The organism is Streptomyces sp. NPDC006739 (genome assembly GCF_042869815.1).
Taxonomy (GTDB): domain Bacteria; phylum Actinomycetota; class Actinomycetes; order Streptomycetales; family Streptomycetaceae; genus Streptomyces.
Genome location: NZ_JBIAGM010000003.1, coordinates 412,507 through 431,555 on the forward strand (window position 1 = coordinate 412,507; position 19,049 = coordinate 431,555).

Consider the following 19,049-nt stretch of genomic DNA (forward strand, 5'->3'; position numbering starts at 1 on the left):
CTCCGGCGACCCCCTCGGGTCAAGCTTCGGCAATGACCGGTGCGGCCGTTGAACGTCCGGCGGGCTCGGCGCGTACCGCGAGTGGATCCGTCGTGCCGGGCGATCGGGTTGGTCGTCCCCGCGTGAACGACGCGAAGGGTCCGCACTGTCATGACCGTCGTGCGCCCGCGCGGCCGTGGGTCGCCCCCACGGGAGGACGCACAGTGAGGAGCAGCTCAGTGGCCCGCAAGAACCTGACACAGTCGTCGCGTACCGCGCGGCGGGAGCGCGCTCGGCGCTGGAAGCGGTCGAAGATGTCGCTCGCGCTGATCGGCGGCCCGGTGATCCTCGCCGTGGTCGCGGGCACGGTGTTCGCGGCGCAAGGCCGTGACCGGCACGGCACGCAGGGCGACCAGGCGGCCGCCGCGCAGGCCGCGGCGGCCGTCAAACCCGATCCGGACTGCACGCTGCTGGTGCCGCCCAACCCGCTCTCCGCCGGCGGCCTGGCCACGCCGTACAGACTCGTCGCGACCGATCCGGCACAGGGCCCCTGCCACGAGGCCAACCCCGACCAGTCGGCGTTCGTGGAAGCCGCGATCCTCACCCCGCAGGGCAAGCTGACCGTGTACAACCCGTTGGTGATCGACAAGGGCACGAGACCGGCCGCGCGCACGGTCCGGCCCTCGGTGCCGCGCGGCTCGGCCGTGGGCATCTGGTTCGGCTTCAACAACGCCAACCTGACCTTGCGGACCAGCGGTCGTCCGGACGGTCTCGCCCAGGGCAAGTGCGTCAACGGCCTGCGGGGATCGGTCTTCGGACAGTTCGCCTACTGCAACGCGCCGGCCTTCTTCCGGGCCGCCAACGCCCAGATCGCCAAGAAGCACCTCAGGATCCCGGCGCTCGGAACCGCCAAGGACGGCCTGCCCTGCCCCACCACACGGGACTTCTCCGTGGTGGACCAGGACGGCAGCGACAACGTGGTGACCCACTACCTCGCCGACGCGCACGGTCGGATCGCCCAGAACAACGCCGCGAGCAGGGCCGCGCTCAAGAAGGCCGCCCAATTGGCCAACCGGGGCGACCGGCATCACCGGCACAACGGCAAGGCCGGGTCGGCGAAGACCAGCGCCCCCAAGGATCTGGCCAACGGCAGCGACAACCTGTTGCTGACCCAGTTCATGGACCCCGCTCTCGGCTGCAAGCCGTTCACCGCGCCCGACCAGTCCGGCGACGGCCGGGCCGCGTCCGCCCTCGCGCTGGACGAACTGTCCGCCGCGGCGGACCAGAAGGCGCCGGTCGCGCTGGTCCCGCGCAACGACCCGATGACGCTCGTCGACGGCCGTGACAGCGTCGCCAAGACCGACGCCTACCGCGCCGGCGTCGACATGCCCCCGGTCCGGGCCCGCGCCGACGGCGACGGAGCGGCCTTCTGCACCACCCTCTTCGGCGACCCGGCCGGCATCCGGCGGGTCTTCAAGGACAAGGCGCTCTTCGAGAAGGCGCCCTCCCCGGACCCGGCCACGGCGCCGAACCTCTTCGGCTTCCTCGCCTCGCGGGCGAACCAGACGTTCACCAACCTGGGCTGCGACCGGCTCCTGGGTGCCGCCGACCCCGTCATCCTCACCACGAACGCGGACGGCCTGGTCACCGACGCGGCGCTGACGGCGCTCGGCCGGACGGCGCCGTCGGCCACCCCCACCACGAGCGCCTCCCCGTCCGCTCCGACGCCGAGCGCCTTCCCGTCCGCCTCGCCGGGCACCACGGCGCCGAGCACCCCGTCGGGCGGTCCGAGCGCGAGCCCGACGGCCGCCACCACCGCGGCCACCGCGCCGGCCGGCGCCTCGGCCTCCCCGTCCTCGACGGCACCGCGGTCCCATGGGAACGGCACCGCCGTACACCCGGCGCAGTAGGCGCGATGGCTCCCCCGGCAGGATGACCGGGGGTGTGCGGGTGGGCGATGCTGTGGACCGTGACAGCTGATCTTCGCCGGCCCGGAGCCGGACCCGGGGACGGCGAGGGAGAGGAAGGCGCCCGTCCCGCGCCTCCTCCGCCGCCGCCCCCCGCCGAGCGCGCGCCCCGCCCCCGCCGCTCCCGGCCGCGGCGGTGGCTTCGGCGCGCCGCGCTGGGCTGTGCCGGCGTGCTGGTGGCCGTCACGGCGGCCTCGTTCGTCTACAACGGCGTCACGGCCGGGCGCGCGGCGCCGCCCCGGGGTCTGCGGTACGTGCAGGCCGCCGACATCCGCACGCGCTACCAGACCTGGGGCACAGCGGGCCCGCCGGTCGTCCTGGTGCACGGCGCGTTCGAGACCGTGGACACCTGGTCGCGGCTGGCTCCGCTGCTCGCCCGCGACCACCGGGTGTACGCGCTGGACCTGACGGGCGACGGATACAGCGAGCGCCGCGGCCCGTACACCGTGGACCATTTCACCCGGCAGCTCCTGGGCTTCCTGGACGCCATGCGCCTCGGCGGTCCGGGCGGGCGCCCGCTGCTGGTGGGGCACTCCAGCGGAGCCGCCGTGGTCACCGAGGCGGCGCTGCGGGCCCCCGGCCGGCTGGGGGGTGTGATGCTCCTGGACGGCGACGCCCTCGACACGGGGGCCGGGCCGCCGTCGGCTCTCAAGTACGTGCTGGTCGATCCGTACCGCACCAGCCTGCTGCGGCTCGGTCTCGGCATCGACGCGGTGATCCGCAGCGTGTACGACGCCCAGTGCGGGCCGGCCTGCCCGCGCCTGGACGCCGCGGGTCTGGATCAGTGGCGCCGCCCGCTGCGGGTGCCGGGCGCGGAGAGCGCGCTGTGGAGCATGCTGGCCGCGGGGGTGCCGGGTCTGCCCGCCGGTCAGGTGGGCCGGCTCGCGGGGGTGCGCCTGCCCAAGTCGGTGGTGTTCGGTGCCCAGGACGACGTGTTCACCCGGCGGACGCCCGAGGAGACCGCCCGGCGCATCGGCGCACCGCCCCCGACGCTCATCCCGGGCGGCCGGCACCTGACGATGATCTCCAGCCCCGAGGCGGTGGCGCGGGCCGTGGACGGACTCACGACGGTCTCGCTCGCGGCATCCCGCTGAGTCAGTCGCGGGGGTGGAGGCTGGCCTCCTCCAGGTCGAGTTCGTACTGGATCCGGCGCCGGGTGGCGTTGCTGATCTTGTTGGCTTCGAAGAGGTGCTGGAGTTCGGCCGCCTCGACGGCGATGAGTGTCCGGCGGATCTCCCGGTAGGCGTCGGCGGGACGCGCGTCCGGGTCGCTGTAGTGGGCGTCCTCGACCTGGTGGATGCGCGCTTCCAGCTGACGGCGGGCCTGTTTGAGGGCGGTCTCGGCGGCGGCACCCAGATCGGAGAGTTCGTCCAGATCGCCGAGCTGTTTGAGCTCCTCGAGAGCGGTGTGGGCGATGTGCCGGCGGGTCCGCGCCTCCTCGCGAGCGGTGTGCTCCGGTTCCAGCGCGATGCCGGAGCGGCGGACGACGGGGACCAGGGTGAAGCCCTGGAAGACCAGAGTGAGCGCGACGGTCCCGGTGGTGAGGGTGAGAACGAGTGCCCGGTGCGGCAGCGGCGCCCCTGTGTGGGTGACCAGGGGGATGGAGAGCGCGGCGGCCAGCGGCATGACGCCCCGGGTGCCCGCCCAGGACAGGACGGCCGGAACGCGCCAGGACAGGCGGTTGTCGCCGATCCTGTGCCGGCGATGGATCAGGGCGGACAGCGGGAAGATCCACAGCAGGCGGATCGCCAGCAGGGTGAACGCGATCACCGGCACCCACAGCGGCCAGCCGTACTCGTCACGCGCGAGATGGCGTACGGCCGAGGGCAGTTCCAGGCCGATCAGGGCGAAGACGACGCTCTCCAGCAGGAAGGTCACGGTCTCGTAGACGGTGTGGACCTGGAGGCGGACGGATGCGTCGCTGAGTTTGTGGCCGGTGCTGCCGAGGACGACCCCGGAGACGATGACGGCGGTCACGCCGGAGGTGTGCGACTGCTCCGCGACGACGTAGGAGGCGTAGGGGGTGACCAGCGCGATGACGGTCTCCAGCATGGGGTCGTCGGTCCGCCTGCGGATCAGGGTCACCAGCGCGGCGACCGCCGCCCCGAGCAGGGCTCCGCCGCCCGCGAGGATCAGGAACTGCAGGGCGGTCCCGGCCACGCTGATGGTGCTGCCGGTCACCGCGGTCACCACGGCGACCTTGTACAGGACCAGCGACGTGGCGTCGTTGAACAGGCTCTCCGCCTGCACCAGGGCCTGCACGCGCGGGGGGAGCGACAGACGCCGGCCGAGCGCGGTGACGGCCACGGGGTCGGTGCTGGCCAGGACGGAGCCGAGGATCAGGGCGGTCGCGGCGGTGAGCGGAGTGATCGCGGCGCCCACGTACCCGACGGCGAGGGCCGAGGCGAGGACCAGACCGAAGACCAGCCCGCTCACGGGTCTCCACACGGTGCGCAGGTCGCGCAGGGAGATCTCCCCGGCCGAGGCGTAGAGCAAGGGAGGCAGCACCAGCACGTTGATCACCTGGGGCGGCAGACGCACCTCGGGAACCCAGGGCATCAGCCCCACGACCACGCCGGCGATCACGAGGAGTGAGGGAGCGGGCAGGCTCCAGCGCCGGGCACCGGTCGCCACCGCTGTGGCCAGGACCACGAGCAGCAGGACAACGGTCAGGCCGGTCATGGAGCGTCCCCAGTGGGTCGACGGTCAGGGTTCCCGGACCGCGGGACGGAGCGCATCGCCGAGGGCAGGGGGAGGTGCCGCCTGCTCTTCGAGCTTGCACCACCTCGTCCAAGACCGCCTCCGCGCACCCCGTCCTCCGCGAACGCGTGGGATTCGCCACAATCCACTCCCATTACCCGTCGATGGACATAAAGGTGGTCTTTCGGGCCGGTTCCACCCCTCCGGAATCGGCCTCAGAAATACACGACCAGTGGCATGGGAGAAGCGTTTGATCACGCTACGTAAGCGACGCACCGGCCTGATGACCGCGGCCGGCGCACTCGGCGGCGTACTGGCGCTCACGGCCCTCGGCGGTACCAGCAACGCGGCCACCAGCGGCAACGGCACCGGGAGCCCTCCGGCATCGCAGCCCCCAGTGGTTCGGACGGCCGCCCAGGACGCCTCCGACGCCCGAATAGGGATCACTCCCGTGCAGGGCACCCACGGCGTCGGGGTCAACGACCCGGTCTCCGTCACCGTCCGCGCCGGCAAGCTCACCAGGGTCACCATGACCGCCGTGGCGACGGGCGCCGAGATTCCGGGAACCCTGTCCGCGGACGGCACGTCCTGGAGGCCGAACGGCCCCCTGCAGAAGGCCACCGTCTACCAGGTGGCCGCGGAGGCCCAGGACGCCAAGGGCCGCCCGGCCTCCGAGAACGCCACCATCACCACGGTCTCCCCGGCCAACGACTTCATCGGGCACCTCTCCCCCATGGACGGCTCGACCGTCGGTGTCGGCATGCCGGTGGAGGTCGCCTTCGACAGGGCGGTCGCCGACGAGGCCGCCGTGCAGTCGGAGATCCAGGTCAGCTCCAGCAGCGGCCAGCGGGTCGTCGGCCACTGGCTCGACGACGGCCGCCTGGACTTCCGCCCGGAGAACTACTGGCAGCCCGGCTCCACCGTCACCGTCAGGCTCACCCACCAGGGCATCCGGAAGACGGTCACGTTCAGGATCGGCCGGAGCCAGGTCAGCACGGTCGACGCCCGGGCGAAGACGATGACCGTCGTACGGGACGGCAGGACGATCAGGACCCTCCCGGTCTCGTCCGGCAGCCCCGAGCATCCGACGTACAACGGCCAGATGGTCATCTCCCAGAAGTTCGGACAGATCCATATGAACGGTGCGAGCGTCGGCCTCCTGAAGAAGGACGGCAAGCCCGCGTACGACATCGGCGACGTACCGCACTCCATGCGGCTGACCGACTCGGGCACGTTCGTCCACGGCAACTACTGGGCCGCCGACTCGGTCTTCGGCAGGGTCGACACCAGTCACGGCTGCGTGGGCCTGAAGGACGTCAAGGGCGGCGGCGACGCCGAGCAGCCCGCCGCGTGGTTCTTCGCCCACTCGATGACCGGTGACGTCGTGGTCGTCAAGAACTCGGCGGACACGAAGGCGCTCGCCCCGGACAACGGCCTCAGCGACTGGAACATGCCGTGGTCCGAGTGGGTCTCGGGCAGGTCGGCCGGCTGACGCCCTACGCTGGGAGGCACGGACCCGGCGGCCTGGACCGGGCCGCCAGGACGGTTCGCGGATCCCGGACGAAGGGCTGCGATGGAGCGGACGACGTGCTGCGTGGTGGGCGGCGGTCCCGCCGGAATGTTCCTCGGTCTGCTGCTGGCCCGGGCCGGCGTGGCCGTCACCGTCCTGGAGAAGCACGCCGACTTCCTGCGGGACTTCCGCGGCGACACCGTGCATCCGTCCACCCTGGCGCTGCTGGACGATCTCGGCCTGGCCGAGCGCTTCGCCCGGCTGCCGCAACGCCGCGTGACCGAGGTCCAGCTGCCGATCGGCGCGGACGGTTCGCTGATCACCGTCTCGGACATCGGCGCGCTGCCGGCCCCGTACAACTACGTGGCCATGGTGCCGCAGTGGGACCTGCTCGGCCTCCTCGCGGACGAGGCGGGGAAGGAGCCGTCGTTCGCCGTGCGGATGAGCACCGAGGCGACCTCCTTCCTGGTGGAGCGCGGGCGGGTCACCGGGGTCCGGTACCGCACGGCGAACGGCCGCGACGGTGAGCTGCGCGCCACCCTCACCGTGGCCTGCGACGGCCGCGGCTCGCTGGCCCGGTCGCTGCCCGAACTGGGACTGCGGCGGTTCGCCTGCCCCATGGACGCCTGGTGGTTCCGGCTGCCGCGCCGGCCGGACGACCCCCACGGGCTGGTGGGAGGCGCCGGCGACCGGTTCCTCACCGCCATGATCGACCGGGGCGACTACTGGCAGTGCGCCGCGCTGATCCCCAAGGGGACCGACGCCGAGCGCCGCGCCGCCGGTCTGGAGCGGTTCAGGGCCGAGTTCTCGGCCGCCGTACCCTGGCTCGGCCCCCGGGCGCACGCACTGCGGTCGTGGGACGAGGTGAAGACGCTGGATGTACGGCTCGACCGCCTGAGGCGCTGGCACCGCCCGGGACTGCTGTGCATCGGCGACGCGGCGCACGCGATGTCACCGGTCTTCGGAATCGGCGTCAACCTCGCCGTCGAGGACGCGGTCGCCGCCGCCCGCCACCTGGTCGGACCGCTGCGCGCGGGCACGGTCGGCCTGCGGGACGTGCGGGGCGTCCAGCGGCGCCGGTGGCCGACCACGGCACTGACACAGGCACTGCAACGCGCGGCCCACGCGCGGGTCATCGCGCCCGTGCTCGCGGGAGGCCCGGCCTTCGGCCACACCGGGCGGGCGGAGCGCGTGAGCGAACTGCTCGCCACCGCCCCGTGGCTCAAGCGGGTGCCGGCGTACTTCATCGGCTACGGCGCCCTGCGCGAGCGTCCGCCCGCCGAGTCGGTGCGCTGAGCTGTGGGGTGGGCTGTGGGGTGCCGGGCTGTTGGGCGCCGGGCGGCAGACGCTCACCGGGCCACCACGCCGTGGTGAGCGTCCGCCGTGCCCTTCACCGACCGGATTACCGCACTACTGGCCGAAGCCGTAGGCGAACAGGTGGTCGGTGCCTGTCGAGCCCGTGACCGGCAGCGTGATCGACGCCACCTGCTTGGACGGGTCCAGCGGGACCTTCGTCGCGAAGACGTAGGTCTTGACGTTGTCCCGGCCCCCGCTGCCGGTGTTGCGGTAGCCGGTGGTGACGGCCGTCGTGTCAGCCGCGAGCGGCTTGGTGGCCCCGCCGTTGAGCGTCCAGTCCGAGAAGCCGACCGTCGCCTCGGTCGTGGTGCCGTCGGTGTAGGTGACGGTCAGCTTCCCCGAGACCCCGCTGCCGTCGGTCGGCGCGTTGGTCGCGTTGCCCAGCAGGCCGAGCGACGCGCCCGACGTACCGGCCGGCATGGGGATGGTCTGGCCGGCCGTCTCCAGGTTGTCCGGCTGACCGGACGTCACGGCCGGCCAGGTGTAGGAGACGCCGTCGACCGTGAGGGCGGAGCCACTCGTGACGCCCGCCGCCGACAGCGCGTTCTGTGAGAACGCCCAGCCTCCGTTGTCGAAGCCGCCCGAGAAGTGGGTGCCGTCGGGGTAGATGCCCTCGTTGGTCTCGTACGGCCACAGCGCACCGGCCTTGGCCACGGCCACGCGGAGGGTCGCCCCGCTCAGCGCCGCGCCGGTGCTGTGGTCGGTCAGGGCGAAGGTGACCGGGTAGGTGCCCTCGTTCGCGCCCGCCGTCACGTGGACCTTCGTCTCCGCGCCGCCCGAGGCGGGCACCGTCAGCGAGCCGGACGCCGGGGCGAGAGCGACGCCGGAGGGCGCCGTCGCCTGCCAGTCGACCGTGACGGCCGCGTCCCCGAGGTTGGTCAGGTCGAGGGTGGCGTCGTCGGACGCGCCCGGCTGCAGCACCAGGCCGCCGCTGGGACCGGTCGCGGCCAGCATCCGGCCGCCGCCCGTGGTGTCCGACGGCGGCGCCGCCGACGGGTCGGACGCCCAGGAGGTGTCGGGCTGGGTGCCGAGCGTGAAGTCGACCGTGCCCGCGCCCTTGAACTGCCGGTACGTCAGCCAGGAGGCGTTCCACTCCTTGCCCTTGACGTCGAGCGACTGCACGTACGGCGCGTCGGTCGCGGCCTGCGGCGCGTTGATCCGGACGGTTTTGCCGCCGGCGAGGGTCGCCTCGGCCACCGGGAACACCGGGCTGCCGAGAGCCAGGGTGTCCGTGCCCGGGGTCTCGGGGTACATGCCGAGTTCGGACCAGACGTACCACGAACTCATCGCGCCGAGGTCGTCGTTGCCGAACGAGCCCACCGGAGCGTTGAAGTACAGCTTCTGCTGGGCTGCGCGGACGGCCGCCTGGGTCTTCCACGGCCGGCCCGTGTAGTCGTACTCCCAGGGGATCTCCACGCTGGGCTCGTTGCTCAGGTCGGCGTTGGTGTTGCCGGGGTCGGTGATGTTGTCGAGCAGGCTGTCCAGGAAGGACGAGTACGCCTGGTCGCCGCCGCGTGCCTGGATGAGCTGCTTGAGGTTGAACGGGACCATGGGCGTGTACTGGGCGGAGGTGCCCTCCACGAAGCCGCTGGAGGTGCCCGGGGTGAAGCCGCCCGCGAACTGGCCGTCCTTGTTCCTGGCCTGCAGATAGCCGGTCTGCGGGTTGAAGACGTTCATCCAGTCCTGGGCGCGGGTGGCGAACTTCTGGTACACCTCCGTCCTGCCCAGCGACTTCGCGAAGGCGGCGAGGGCGTAGTCGGCGGAGTCGTACTCCAGTTGCGTGGAGACCGGGCCGTAGAAGTTGCAGCAGCCGTAGTCGTTCTCGTCCAGCGGGAGGTAGCCCTTGGCGTCGCGCACCGGCTCGCCGGGGCGGTCGTTGTTGGGGGCGGTGGCCTCGTGCTGCAGGGCGGCGAGCGCCTTGTCCGTGTCGAAGCCCGTCGCGCCGAAGGCGTACGCGTCGGCGATGATGCCGGCGGCCGGGTCACCGACCATCACATAGCTCTCGCCGTTGTTGGAGGCCCACTTGGGCAGCAGACCCGTCTGGTCGTAACCGTTGAGCATGGACGTGACGACGTCACTGGCGACCTTGGGCTCCACCATCGCCATCAGCTGGGTCTGGGAGCGGTAGGTGTCCCAGCCCGAGTAGTTGGCGTACTGGGCCTTCTGCCCCTTGGCCAGCCTGTGCACCTGGTTGTCCATGCCCATGTACCGGCCGTCTTCGTCCGAGAAGACGTTCGGGTGCAGGAGCGCGTGGTAGAGCGCGGTGTAGAACTGCGTCTGCTGGTCCGTGGAGCCGCCGCCGATCCGCAGTTTGCCCAGCACCGCGTTCCAGGCCTCGTGGTTGGCCCGCTCGACGGTGGCGGGGTTCCACGTCCTGATCTCGGTGGCGAGGTTGTCCGCAGCGCCCGCGTCGTCCGTGTACGAGATGCCGACCTTCGCGCTCACCGTGGGGTTCGAGGACGTGTCGAAGGTCAGGTACATGCCGTTCGCGCCCGTGGTCGGGGGCTGGGCCGCCCCGGGCGCGGCGGACGACCGGGGCGCGGTGCCGGCGCCCGGTGCCGGGGACGGCGTGCCGGGGGTCTCGCCGCCGCTCCCGTGGACCGTCGGGGCCGGCTTCGCCGGAACGGTGAAGTGCCTCTCCTTCAAGGGCGCCGGCGTGGACGCCCGCGGGGCAGGCCGGACCTCGCCCGCCTTCAGCGACCTGGCGTCGGGGTTGATCGTGCCGCCGACCCAGGTGCCGCTCGCGGTGAACGGCTGGTCGAACTTGATGTCGAAGTGCAGGGTGTACCTGTTCTTCGCGCCGCAGAAGTGACCGCTGTCGATCGCGCCGCTGATCTCCTTGCTGTTGACCACCTGGACGCGGGTCCCGTCCACCTGGGTGGCGCCCCCGCTGAGCTTGAACAGCAGGTTCGACTGCTGCCCCGGGGGGAAGGTGAAGGTGCCGAGGCCGGCGCGGGTGCTGTCGGTCAGCTCGGTCCTGACCCCGTCCGCGTCGGTGACCTTGTAGTACCCGGTGCCGGCCTGCTCGTCGTCGTGGCTGAAGCCGACGGACGTGCTGCCGAGGGTGCCCGACAGCGCGCCGGTCACGGGCAGGACGGGCAGGTCGCCCGCGACGGGGCAGCCGGGTCCCGAGAGGTGGGTGAGGCTGAATCCGGAGATCTTCTTGTCGTTGTACTCGTAACCGCCGCCGTCGGGGCGGTGGGGCGTCGTGTCGGGTCCCCACTGCACCATGCCGGCCGGCATGTCGGGGCCGGGGAAGGTGTCCACCGCACCGGAGGTGCCGATGAGGGGGTTGACGAGGGACGCGGGGTCCTGGACGAAGGCCGGTCTCGCGGCGCTCGCGGCATAGGCGCTCCCGGTCGCCGGGAGCGGGAGCGCGGCCATGCCCAGGACGGAGATCACGGCCAGGCGTCGGCTCAGTCTCTTACGGTTGCGTGGCGCGGCTGAACGTCGGGGTCTCACCATCGGTTGCCTCCGCAGCGGTTCGTGCTTCGCACATCAGGTGCCGGCGAACGCCGGAACGCCGGCCACAGGCAACGGCTCCGACCGCTCCCACGGCCTGACAACGTTGCCATGCACGAGTGACGAGTGAAACGTGTGTGCTTACGGCATGTCAACGACGTCAACCGGACTTTCTGAGCGGGAAGTTCACGCCGAGGCCGGCAGGGTGACGGCGGGGCACGTCAGGGCAGGTGACGGCACGTCACGGCACCGCAGGACGCGGGCGGCTCAGGCCGGGGGCTTGATGTAGTCCTCCAGGCGGGCCACCGCGAAGCCCTGTTCCCGGATGCGCTTGAGCATGTTCCCGAACATCTCCGTCATGGTGGCGCCCTTCAGCTCCGCGGGCCCGCGGAAGTGGGCGAGGATGATGTCGCCGGGACGCAGCTTCTTGCCGGACTCCTGGTACTGCATGTTGCGGATCTGCATGGACTCGCGCCACCAGACGATCGCCCGCGGCCCGCACTCCCCCACCGCGATCTTGGTGTTGTTGTTGTACGCCCCGTAGGGCGGCCGGAAGAGGAAGGGCGCGGTGCCGTACTGCCGGGTGAGGATCTTCTGGTCGCCGCACACCTCTTCCTTCTGGCGGGCCAGCGGGACGGTGTTCATCGCGGGGTGGTGCAGGGTGTGGTTCTGGATGTGGTTGCCCATCGCCTGCAGTGGCTTGAAGTACCCGTAGTCCGACTTGATGGCGTCGTTCATCAGGAACATCGTGATCGGGACCTTCAGGTCCCGCAGCATCTCGACGAACTTGGGGTCCTTCTCCAGCCCGTCGTCGACGGTGATGAAGACGACCTTCTGAGAGGTCGGTACGTGCGTGAAGACCGGGACCGGGCCAGTTTTGGACAGCTTGACGGGTTTGTCCGCCGGGGGTTCGGGGGCCGCGGGCAGCGGTGTCAGGCCCCACTTGCGCCAGGCGGCACCATCGGCTGTGACGTGCGTCGCGTTTCCCGACTCGCCTCCGCCGGAGGCGGACGCCGACGGGGTGGCCGCCGGGTGAGCCGGGCCGCCACCGCTCGTGCTGCAGCCGCTGACGCACAGGGCGAGGATCGCGCCGGCCAGCGGGACGTACGGCCTGCCGACCGCGTTGCGTCGCTTCACCGCGCTGATCCTCCTGTCCGCAGAGCCGATCTTGAACCTGCTGCTGGAGGGTAACCGCGGCATGAAAGGCGAAGTTCAACGGAAGGTAAGAAAACGGCCCAAGTCCCGGACGCCGAGGGAGCCGGCCGGGTGGCCGCGGCGTGCGGCGCGTCGGCCGCGGGGCGCACGGCGGGCTCCGCTCCGGGCCGGGGGCACCCCCGCACGCAGTGGTGAGGATGTGATTCCGTGGCACATGACCATGGAGGAACACCGATACTGGGGGCTTGACCATGAGTCTGACGGGGACGTCATTTTTCGTCGTGCTGATCGCGGCCACCACACTGTGCGTGGCCGGCACCATGCTGCTGTGGTCACGGCTCCGGGGACCCCACACGCTGCGGTGGCTGCTACGGCTGCTGATGATCGGCCTGTGCCAGCTCACCGCGATCTCGGTGGTGGCCACGTGGATCAACAACGACTACGGCCTGTACGCCTCCTGGGACGACCTGCTGGGACGGAACACCGGGGCGGTCGCCATGCCCGGACCGCCCGCCGACCGCGCCAAGTTCACCAACACCGACACAGGGCTGCTGGACACCTACTTCCGCGGCAAGCACTCCACGCTGTCCGGGCAGGTCATCGTCTGGACGCCACCGCAGTACGGTCAGCCCCGGTACCGCCACACCCGCTTCCCGGTCGTGCTGCTGCTGCACGGGGTACCGGGCAGCCCCGCGTCCTGGCTGGAACACGGCGGCATGCCCCAGGACTTCCAGCAGCTGATGACCGCGGGCACCTCGCACCCGTTCATCCTGGCCATGCCGGTGGTCGACCCGGGCGGCATCGACACCGACTGCACCGATCAGCCCAACCGGAAGGTCGCCACCTGGATGTCGCGTGACGTGCCGGAACTGATCGGCCACAAGTTCCGCACCCTGACGGGCCCCAAGGGCTGGAGTGTGATGGGCTTCTCCACCGGAGGTTTCTGCGCCGCCCGGCTCCCGCTGGCCTACCCCAAGGTCTTCGGGGCCGGCGCCGCGCTCGACCCCGACCCGCTGACCGGCGACAAGGGCGTGATCACGGACCCGGCGGTACGGCGGCGCACCAGCCCCACGTACATGGTGACGCACAACCCCGTGCCGGTCAGCCTCTTCCTGGCCACCTCGGCCGAGGACCGGCTCAGCCCGCCGCGCTACATCGAACAGTTCGCCAAGGCCGCCGCCGGCACCCGCGTGCGGGCCCAGACCCTGGTGCTGCCCAGCGGAGGCCACAACTACAACACCTGGACACGCCTGTACCCTGCGGCCTTCAACTTCCTCAGCCGGCACACCGACGCGCCGAAGGGATGAGGGGCGACGAGAAGGGACGCGGGGCGACGAGGGGCGCGCGGCGGCCGCATTGACGCCGACGGAGAACACGATCGAGTGAATTCTGGTATTTGATTCCTCAATTTCCTCCCATGGGCAGGTTGTGAATCAATTGCACCGAGTTGGTGAACGTGCCGTGCGGGAAACGGTATCTGACAGTCCGTAAAGGGCCTGACGGCCCGTCGGACATGGAAATCCAGAGGCACGACCTTGACACCGACCGCACTCGGTACCTCGCCCCCCTCCCCCGAGATCCCGGGGGAGGGGGCCCTCTTCCGCTCCCGGGCGGCCGCGCCGCCCCGCACCCTCGTCGACGTCCTGGAGTCGACCGCCGCGCTGTACCCGAACGCACCCGCCCTGGACACCGGCGCCGAGGTGCTGTCCTACCGGGAGCTGTGCGACGAGGCCCACGCCCGGGCGCGGAGACTCACCGAGCGGGGTGTCGGCCCCGGCGACCGGGTGGGCGTGCGGGTGCCGTCGGGGACCGCGGAGCTGTACCTGTCGATCCTCGCGGTCCTGCGCTGCGGCGCGGCCTACGTCCCGGTGGACGCCGACGACCCCGAGGAGCGCGCCGCGACCGTGTTCGGCGAGGCCGGCGTCTGCCACGTCCTCGGCCCGCACCCGCAACCGGCAGCCCTGAGGCCCGCGTCCGGAGCCGCGGCGGGCACCACGCCCGCCCCCGCCGACGACGCCTGGATCATCTTCACATCCGGCTCGACCGGCGCGCCCAAGGGCGTGGCCGTCAGCCACCGTTCGGCCGCGGCCTTCGTCGACGCGGAGGCCGCGCTGTTCCTGCGCGACCGGCCGCTCGGCCCCGGCGACCGGGTGCTGGCCGGCCTGTCGGTCGCGTTCGACGCCTCCTGCGAGGAGATGTGGCTGGCCTGGCGCTCCGGCGCCTGCCTGGTGCCGGCCGAACGGTCCCTGGTGCGCGCCGGGCTCGAACTCGGCCCGTGGCTGGACACCCGCGGCATCACGGCCGTATCCACCGTGCCCACGCTGCTCGCGATGTGGCCGGAGGAGGCGCTGCGCCGGGTCCGGCTGCTGATCCTGGGCGGCGAGGCCTGCCCGCCGGGACTCGTCGAACGGTTCGCCCGTCCCGGGCGGGAGATGTGGAACACCTACGGCCCCACGGAGACCACGGTCGTGGCCTGCGCCGCCCGGCTGGAACCGGGGCAGCCGGTCCGCATCGGTCTGCCGCTCGCCGGCTGGGAACTGGCGGTGGTGGACGAGGCCGGGAACCCGGTGGCTCACGGCGAGCAGGGCGAACTGGTCATCGCCGGCGCCGGAACCGCCCGCTACCTCGACCCCGTCAAGGACGCGGAGCGCTTTCGGCCGTGCCCGGCGCTCGACGCGCCGCGCGCCTACCGCTCGGGCGACCTGGTGCGCGCCGACGCCGAGGGACTGGTGTTCCTGGGCCGCGCCGACGACCAGGTCAAGCTCGGCGGACGCCGTGTCGAGCTCGGCGAGATCGACGCGGCCCTGCTCGCCCTGCCCGGGGTGCGCGGCGCGGCGGCGGCCGTGCAGGCCACCGCGGCCGGCGGGCAGGTGCTGGTCGGCTACATCGTCGCGCGCGAGGACGCCGACGGCCGCTCGGCCTTCGACGCCGACAAGGCCAGGGCGCTGCTGGGCGAGCGGCTTCCCGCACCGCTGGTGCCGGCTCTGACCGAGGTGGCGGACCTGCCCACGCGGGCGTCCGGAAAGGTGGACCGCAAGGCGCTGCCCTGGCCCGCGCCCCTGGCCGGCGCCGGCCTCGGCGGCGAGTCTGCCCACCGGCTGCACGGGACCGCGGCCCGGCTGGCGGACCTCTGGGAGGAGCTGCTGGGCCTGCGGCCCGGCCCGGACAGCGACTTCGTCCAACTGGGCGGCACCAGCCTGACCGCCGCCCGGATGGCATCGATACTGCGCCGGGACCACCCGGGCCTGTCGGTCGCCGACCTCTACCGGCACCCGGTGCTCACGAGCATGGCCGGTCATCTCGACTCCCTGGCCGGTGCCGCCGTGCAGGTGCGCCCAGCCCGGCCGGTGCCCCGGCGGACCGCCGTGGCGCAGTTCCTCGTCTCGCTGGCCGGTTACGGCGTCACCGGGCTGCGGGGCCTGGTCGGGCTGGCCGCCGCGGACGACGTCCTCGGCTGGATCGCGCCGCACCGGTGGGCGCCGCACACCTCCTGGTGGCTGGTGCTGGCCGGGTGGGTGCTGCTGTTCAGCGCCCCCGTGCGCTGCCTGATCGGGGCGGCCCTGGCCCGCGCGCTGGCCGGCTCGATCACGGCGGGCACCCATCCGCGCGGCGGCAGCGTCCATCTGCGCCTGTGGAGCGCGGAGCGCGCGGTCGCGGCGTTCGGCGTGCCGGCCCTGCTCGGCACACCCTGGGCCCCGCTGTACGCCCGGATCCTCGGCTGCCGCACCGGGCGGGACATACGGCTGCACGCCATGCCCCCGGTGACGGGCCTGGCCGAGCTGGGCGACGGGTGCAGCGTCGAACCGGGGGCGGACCTCGCGGGCTGGTGGCTGGACGGCGACCGGCTGCACGTCGGCAAGGTCGTCGTCGGCGCGGACGCCCGGGTGGGCCACCGCAGCACCCTGCTGCCGGGCGCGGTCCTCGGGCGCGGTGCCGAACTCGACGCCGGGGGCTGCCTGGACGGCCGTATCCCCGACGGCCAGGTGTGGACCGGATCCCCCGCCCGGCCGGCCGCACCCGCCGAACACCTCCCGGAGCCCGGCCCGCCCGCCCGGCCGGCCGGCCGCCGGCGCCGCTGGCATCTCGCCTACGCGCTGTCCCTCACGCTGCTGCCGCTCCTGTCGCTGCTGGCCGCCGTCCCTGCCCTGGCCGTCACCTGGCTGCTGGTGCGCGGTACGGCCACGCTGTCCGGGGCGGCCTGGCGGCTGCTCGCCGCCGCCCCCCTGTTCGCGGTGCTGACCACCGTGTCCGGCATGCTCCTCACCGCGCTCACCGTGCGCCTGCTGGGCCGTGCGATCACGCCCGGCCTGCACCGCGCCGACGGAGGCGTGGCCTGGCGGGCGTGGCTGGTGACACGGCTGCTCGACAGCGCGCGCGGCACCCTGTTCCCGCTCTACGCGAGCCTCGCCACACCGGCCTGGCTGCGCCTGCTCGGCGCCCGGGTCGGCCGCGGCGCCGAGATCTCGACCGTGCTGCCGCTGCCGTCGCTGCTACGGGTCGAGGACGGGGCGTTCCTCGCCGACGACACACTCGTGGCGCCGTTCGAACTGCGGGGCGGCTGGATGCGGTTGGGAGCCGTGCGGATCGGCAGGCGGGCCTTCGTCGGCAACTCCGGCGTCGTCGGGCCCGGCCGCGAGGTCGCCGACCACGCGCTGGTGGGTGTGCTGTCGGACGCGCCGGTGCGCACCGAACCGGGGTCGTCGTGGATCGGCCGGCCCGCGATGCCGTTGCCCCGGGTGGCCACCGCCGGCGACTCGGCGCGGACGTTCGCCCCGCCGAGGCGGCTGGTGGCGGCCCGCGCGGCCGTCGAGACGTGCCGCGTGCTTCCGGTGATCCTCGGCACGCTGCTGGCCGAGTGCCTGCTGCTGGCCCAGCAGAGGGCCCTGGACGAGGGCGGACTGTCCCTGGCGGCGCTCGCGGGCGTCCCGCTGCTCCTGGCCGCGTCCCTGGCGGCCGGACTGACCACGACCGCCGCCAAGTGGCTGCTCGTGGGCCGGTTCCGGCCGGTGGAACGGCCCCTGTGGTCGTCGTTCGTGTGGCGCAACGAACTGTTCGACACGTTCGTGGAGGTGCTGGCCGTGCCCTGGGGCATCGCCGCGCACCTGGGCACGCCGGTGGTGAACTGGTGGCTGCGCAGCCTCGGCGCGCGCATCGGACGCGGGGTGTGGTGCGACACGTACTGGCTGCCGGAGACGGACCTGGTCAGCATCGGCGACGGCGCCACCGTCAACCGCGGCTGCGTGCTGCAGACCCACCTCTTCCACGACCGGATCATGCGCATGGACACCGTGCGCCTGGCCGCGGGCGCCTCCTTGGGCCCGCACAGCATCGCCCTGCCCGGCACCGCGATCGGCCACGGCGCGTCCATCGCCGCGGCCTCCCTGGTGATGCGCGGGGAGACGGTGCCCGACGGCACCCGCTGGGCCGGCAACCCCATCGCCGGCGTCCCCGCGGCCGTCCCCGCCGCCCGGCCCGCCGCGGAGGAGACGGCATGACCTGGTGCAGCCGCCGCGCCCTGATCCGGGGCGCGTCGCTCGCCCCACTGGCGGCGATGGCCGCGGACGGCCTGCCGAGACCCGCCCGGCGCTACTTCGCCGGCCACGGCAGCTACGATCACCGCACCCTCGCCTACGACCTCCACCTGGCCTACGACCCGGCCGCCGGCCGGCTGGCGGGCCGGGCGCACATCCGCGCGGTGGCCGAGCGGCCGCTGCGTCAGGTCCGCCTCGACCTGGCGAGGCTCTCCGTGCACGAGGCGCTGGTCGACGGGGCCGCGGTACGGCCCGGCCGGACGGGGCACAAACTGCTGCTGCCCGCGCCGCGCCCGATCCCGGCGGGCACTCCGTTCACCTTGGAGATCGGCTACGGCGGCCGGCCCGGCCCGGTCCGCACGCCGTTCGGGCAGATCGGCTGGGACCGCACGGGCGACGCCCACGACGGCACCCTGGTGGCCGCCCAGCCGCTGGGTGCCCCGTCGTGGTTCCCGTGCAACGACCGCCCGGACGACAAGGCCGAGTTCACCTTCCGGGTGACCGTGCCCCGCGGCCACCAGGCGCTCGCCAACGGAGCCCTGCTGGAGCGGCGCCGCTCGGACACCACCGAGTGCTGGACGTACCACCATCGCGGCCCCATGGCGCCCTACCTCGCCGCGGTGTACACCGGCCGTTTCGCGCACCAGACCTGGCGGGCCACGGACAGCGCGACCGGCCGCCGGGTCACCGGCCGCAACGCCTACCCCGTCCACCTGTCCGGCCGGGCCCGGCACGATCTGGGCCGCCAGCCCGAGATGTTCGAGGCGTTCACCCGGTGGTTCGGGCCGTACCCCTTCGAGACGTACGGCGCCGTCGTCGTGGACGCCGACCTGGACCAGCCGGTGGAGAACCAGACGGCGTCCGTCTTCGGTCGCAACCACATCGACGGCGAGCGCACCTGGGAGACGCTGGTCGCCCACGAACTCGTCCACCAGTGGTACGGCAACAGCGTCAGCCTGCGCGACTGGCGGGACATCTGGCTCAACGAGGGCTTCGCCACCTACGGGGAATGGCTGTGGTCCGAGCACCTGGGCGAGGACTCCGCCGACACCCTCGCCCGGGCGGCCTGGCACACCCTCGCCCGGCAGGGCGAGGGGCTGCGGATCGCCGACCCCGGCCCGGACCGCATCTTCGACGACCGGGTGTACAACCGGGGCGCGTGCACGCTGCACGCGCTGCGCCTGACGATGGGCGACGACGGCTTCTTCGCGATGCTGCGCGGCTGGCACCACGCCCACCGCGGCGAGAGCGCCGACACCGCCGCCTTCGTCGCCCACGCGGGCCGGACCAGGCCGGGGGCGGTGGAGCCCCTGCTGCGCTCCTGGCTCTACGAATCCCGTCTGCCGCCCCTGCCACCGCCGGGACCGGGAGCCGTGCGGAGCTGAGACC

At 72.8% G+C, this 19,049-nt stretch carries 10 protein-coding genes; 7 read left to right on the plus strand and 3 right to left on the minus strand.

Annotated features, from left to right (window positions below; translation table 11 throughout):
* The first annotated feature begins 218 nt into the window (after window positions 1-218).
* Both ACFYMM_RS08745 and ACFYMM_RS08750 read left to right on the plus strand, forming a co-directional pair.
* On the plus strand, window positions 219-1,889 hold the full coding sequence (locus tag ACFYMM_RS08745) for a hypothetical protein (protein WP_388385092.1): 1,671 nt from the start codon (window positions 219-221) through the stop codon (window positions 1,887-1,889).
* A gap of 59 nt (window positions 1,890-1,948) precedes the next feature.
* On the plus strand, window positions 1,949-3,040 hold the full coding sequence (locus ACFYMM_RS08750) for an alpha/beta fold hydrolase (protein WP_388385093.1): 1,092 nt from the start codon (window positions 1,949-1,951) through the stop codon (window positions 3,038-3,040).
* A gap of 1 nt (window position 3,041) precedes the next feature.
* Here ACFYMM_RS08750 and ACFYMM_RS08755 read toward each other — a convergent pair whose 3' ends face one another.
* Entirely contained in the window at window positions 3,042-4,628 is a 1,587-nt protein-coding gene (locus ACFYMM_RS08755) for a Na+/H+ antiporter (RefSeq protein ID WP_388385094.1), read from the minus strand.
* A gap of 301 nt (window positions 4,629-4,929) precedes the next feature.
* On the opposite strand from ACFYMM_RS08755, the gene ACFYMM_RS08760 reads away from it, so the two are divergent.
* Together ACFYMM_RS08760 and ACFYMM_RS08765 are read left to right on the plus strand one after the other, a co-directional pair.
* The gene (locus ACFYMM_RS08760) at window positions 4,930-6,138 is read left to right on the plus strand and encodes an Ig-like domain-containing protein (RefSeq protein WP_388385298.1); all 1,209 of its coding nucleotides are present in this window, start codon (window positions 4,930-4,932) and stop codon (window positions 6,136-6,138) included.
* 81 nt (window positions 6,139-6,219) lie between these two features.
* A complete protein-coding gene (locus ACFYMM_RS08765) occupies window positions 6,220-7,452 on the plus strand; it encodes an FAD-dependent oxidoreductase (RefSeq protein ID WP_388385095.1) in 1,233 nt (410 codons plus the stop codon).
* A gap of 114 nt (window positions 7,453-7,566) precedes the next feature.
* Here the strand turns inward: ACFYMM_RS08765 and ACFYMM_RS08770 are convergent, their stop codons facing one another.
* Window positions 7,567-10,914: a lectin gene (locus ACFYMM_RS08770; RefSeq protein WP_388385096.1), complete on the minus strand. Its 3,348-nt coding sequence runs from the start codon at window positions 10,912-10,914 to the stop codon at window positions 7,567-7,569.
* Window positions 10,915-11,241: 327 nt separating this feature from the next.
* Entirely contained in the window at window positions 11,242-12,111 is an 870-nt protein-coding gene (locus ACFYMM_RS08775; protein ID WP_388385097.1) for a polysaccharide deacetylase family protein, read from the minus strand.
* A 269-nt stretch (window positions 12,112-12,380) separates the two neighbouring features.
* On the opposite strand from ACFYMM_RS08775, the gene ACFYMM_RS08780 reads away from it, so the two are divergent.
* The 3 genes from ACFYMM_RS08780 (at window position 12,381) to ACFYMM_RS08790 (ending at window position 19,045) form a co-directional block, all read left to right on the plus strand.
* On the plus strand, window positions 12,381-13,436 hold the full coding sequence (locus ACFYMM_RS08780) for an alpha/beta hydrolase (RefSeq protein ID WP_388385299.1): 1,056 nt from the start codon (window positions 12,381-12,383) through the stop codon (window positions 13,434-13,436).
* A gap of 228 nt (window positions 13,437-13,664) precedes the next feature.
* The gene (locus ACFYMM_RS08785; RefSeq protein WP_388385098.1) at window positions 13,665-17,624 is read left to right on the plus strand and encodes a Pls/PosA family non-ribosomal peptide synthetase; all 3,960 of its coding nucleotides are present in this window, start codon (window positions 13,665-13,667) and stop codon (window positions 17,622-17,624) included.
* The gene (locus tag ACFYMM_RS08790) at window positions 17,621-19,045 is read left to right on the plus strand and encodes a M1 family metallopeptidase (protein ID WP_388385099.1); all 1,425 of its coding nucleotides are present in this window, start codon (window positions 17,621-17,623) and stop codon (window positions 19,043-19,045) included. Before ACFYMM_RS08785 ends, ACFYMM_RS08790 begins: the two co-directional genes overlap by 4 nt.
* Window positions 19,046-19,049 lie beyond the last annotated feature (4 nt).

Excerpts from the sequence above, each read along its gene's own strand:
- ACFYMM_RS08755 (WP_388385094.1), bottom strand. The coding sequence starts at position 4,628 with ATGACCGGCCTGACCGTTGTCCTGCTGCTCGTGGTCCTGGCCACAGCG.
- ACFYMM_RS08760 (WP_388385298.1), top strand. The coding sequence starts at position 4,930 with ATGACCGCGGCCGGCGCACTCGGCGGCGTACTGGCGCTCACGGCCCTC.
- ACFYMM_RS08765 (WP_388385095.1), top strand. The coding sequence starts at position 6,220 with ATGGAGCGGACGACGTGCTGCGTGGTGGGCGGCGGTCCCGCCGGAATG.
- ACFYMM_RS08780 (WP_388385299.1), top strand. The coding sequence starts at position 12,381 with ATGAGTCTGACGGGGACGTCATTTTTCGTCGTGCTGATCGCGGCCACC.
- ACFYMM_RS08790 (WP_388385099.1), top strand. The coding sequence starts at position 17,621 with ATGACCTGGTGCAGCCGCCGCGCCCTGATCCGGGGCGCGTCGCTCGCC.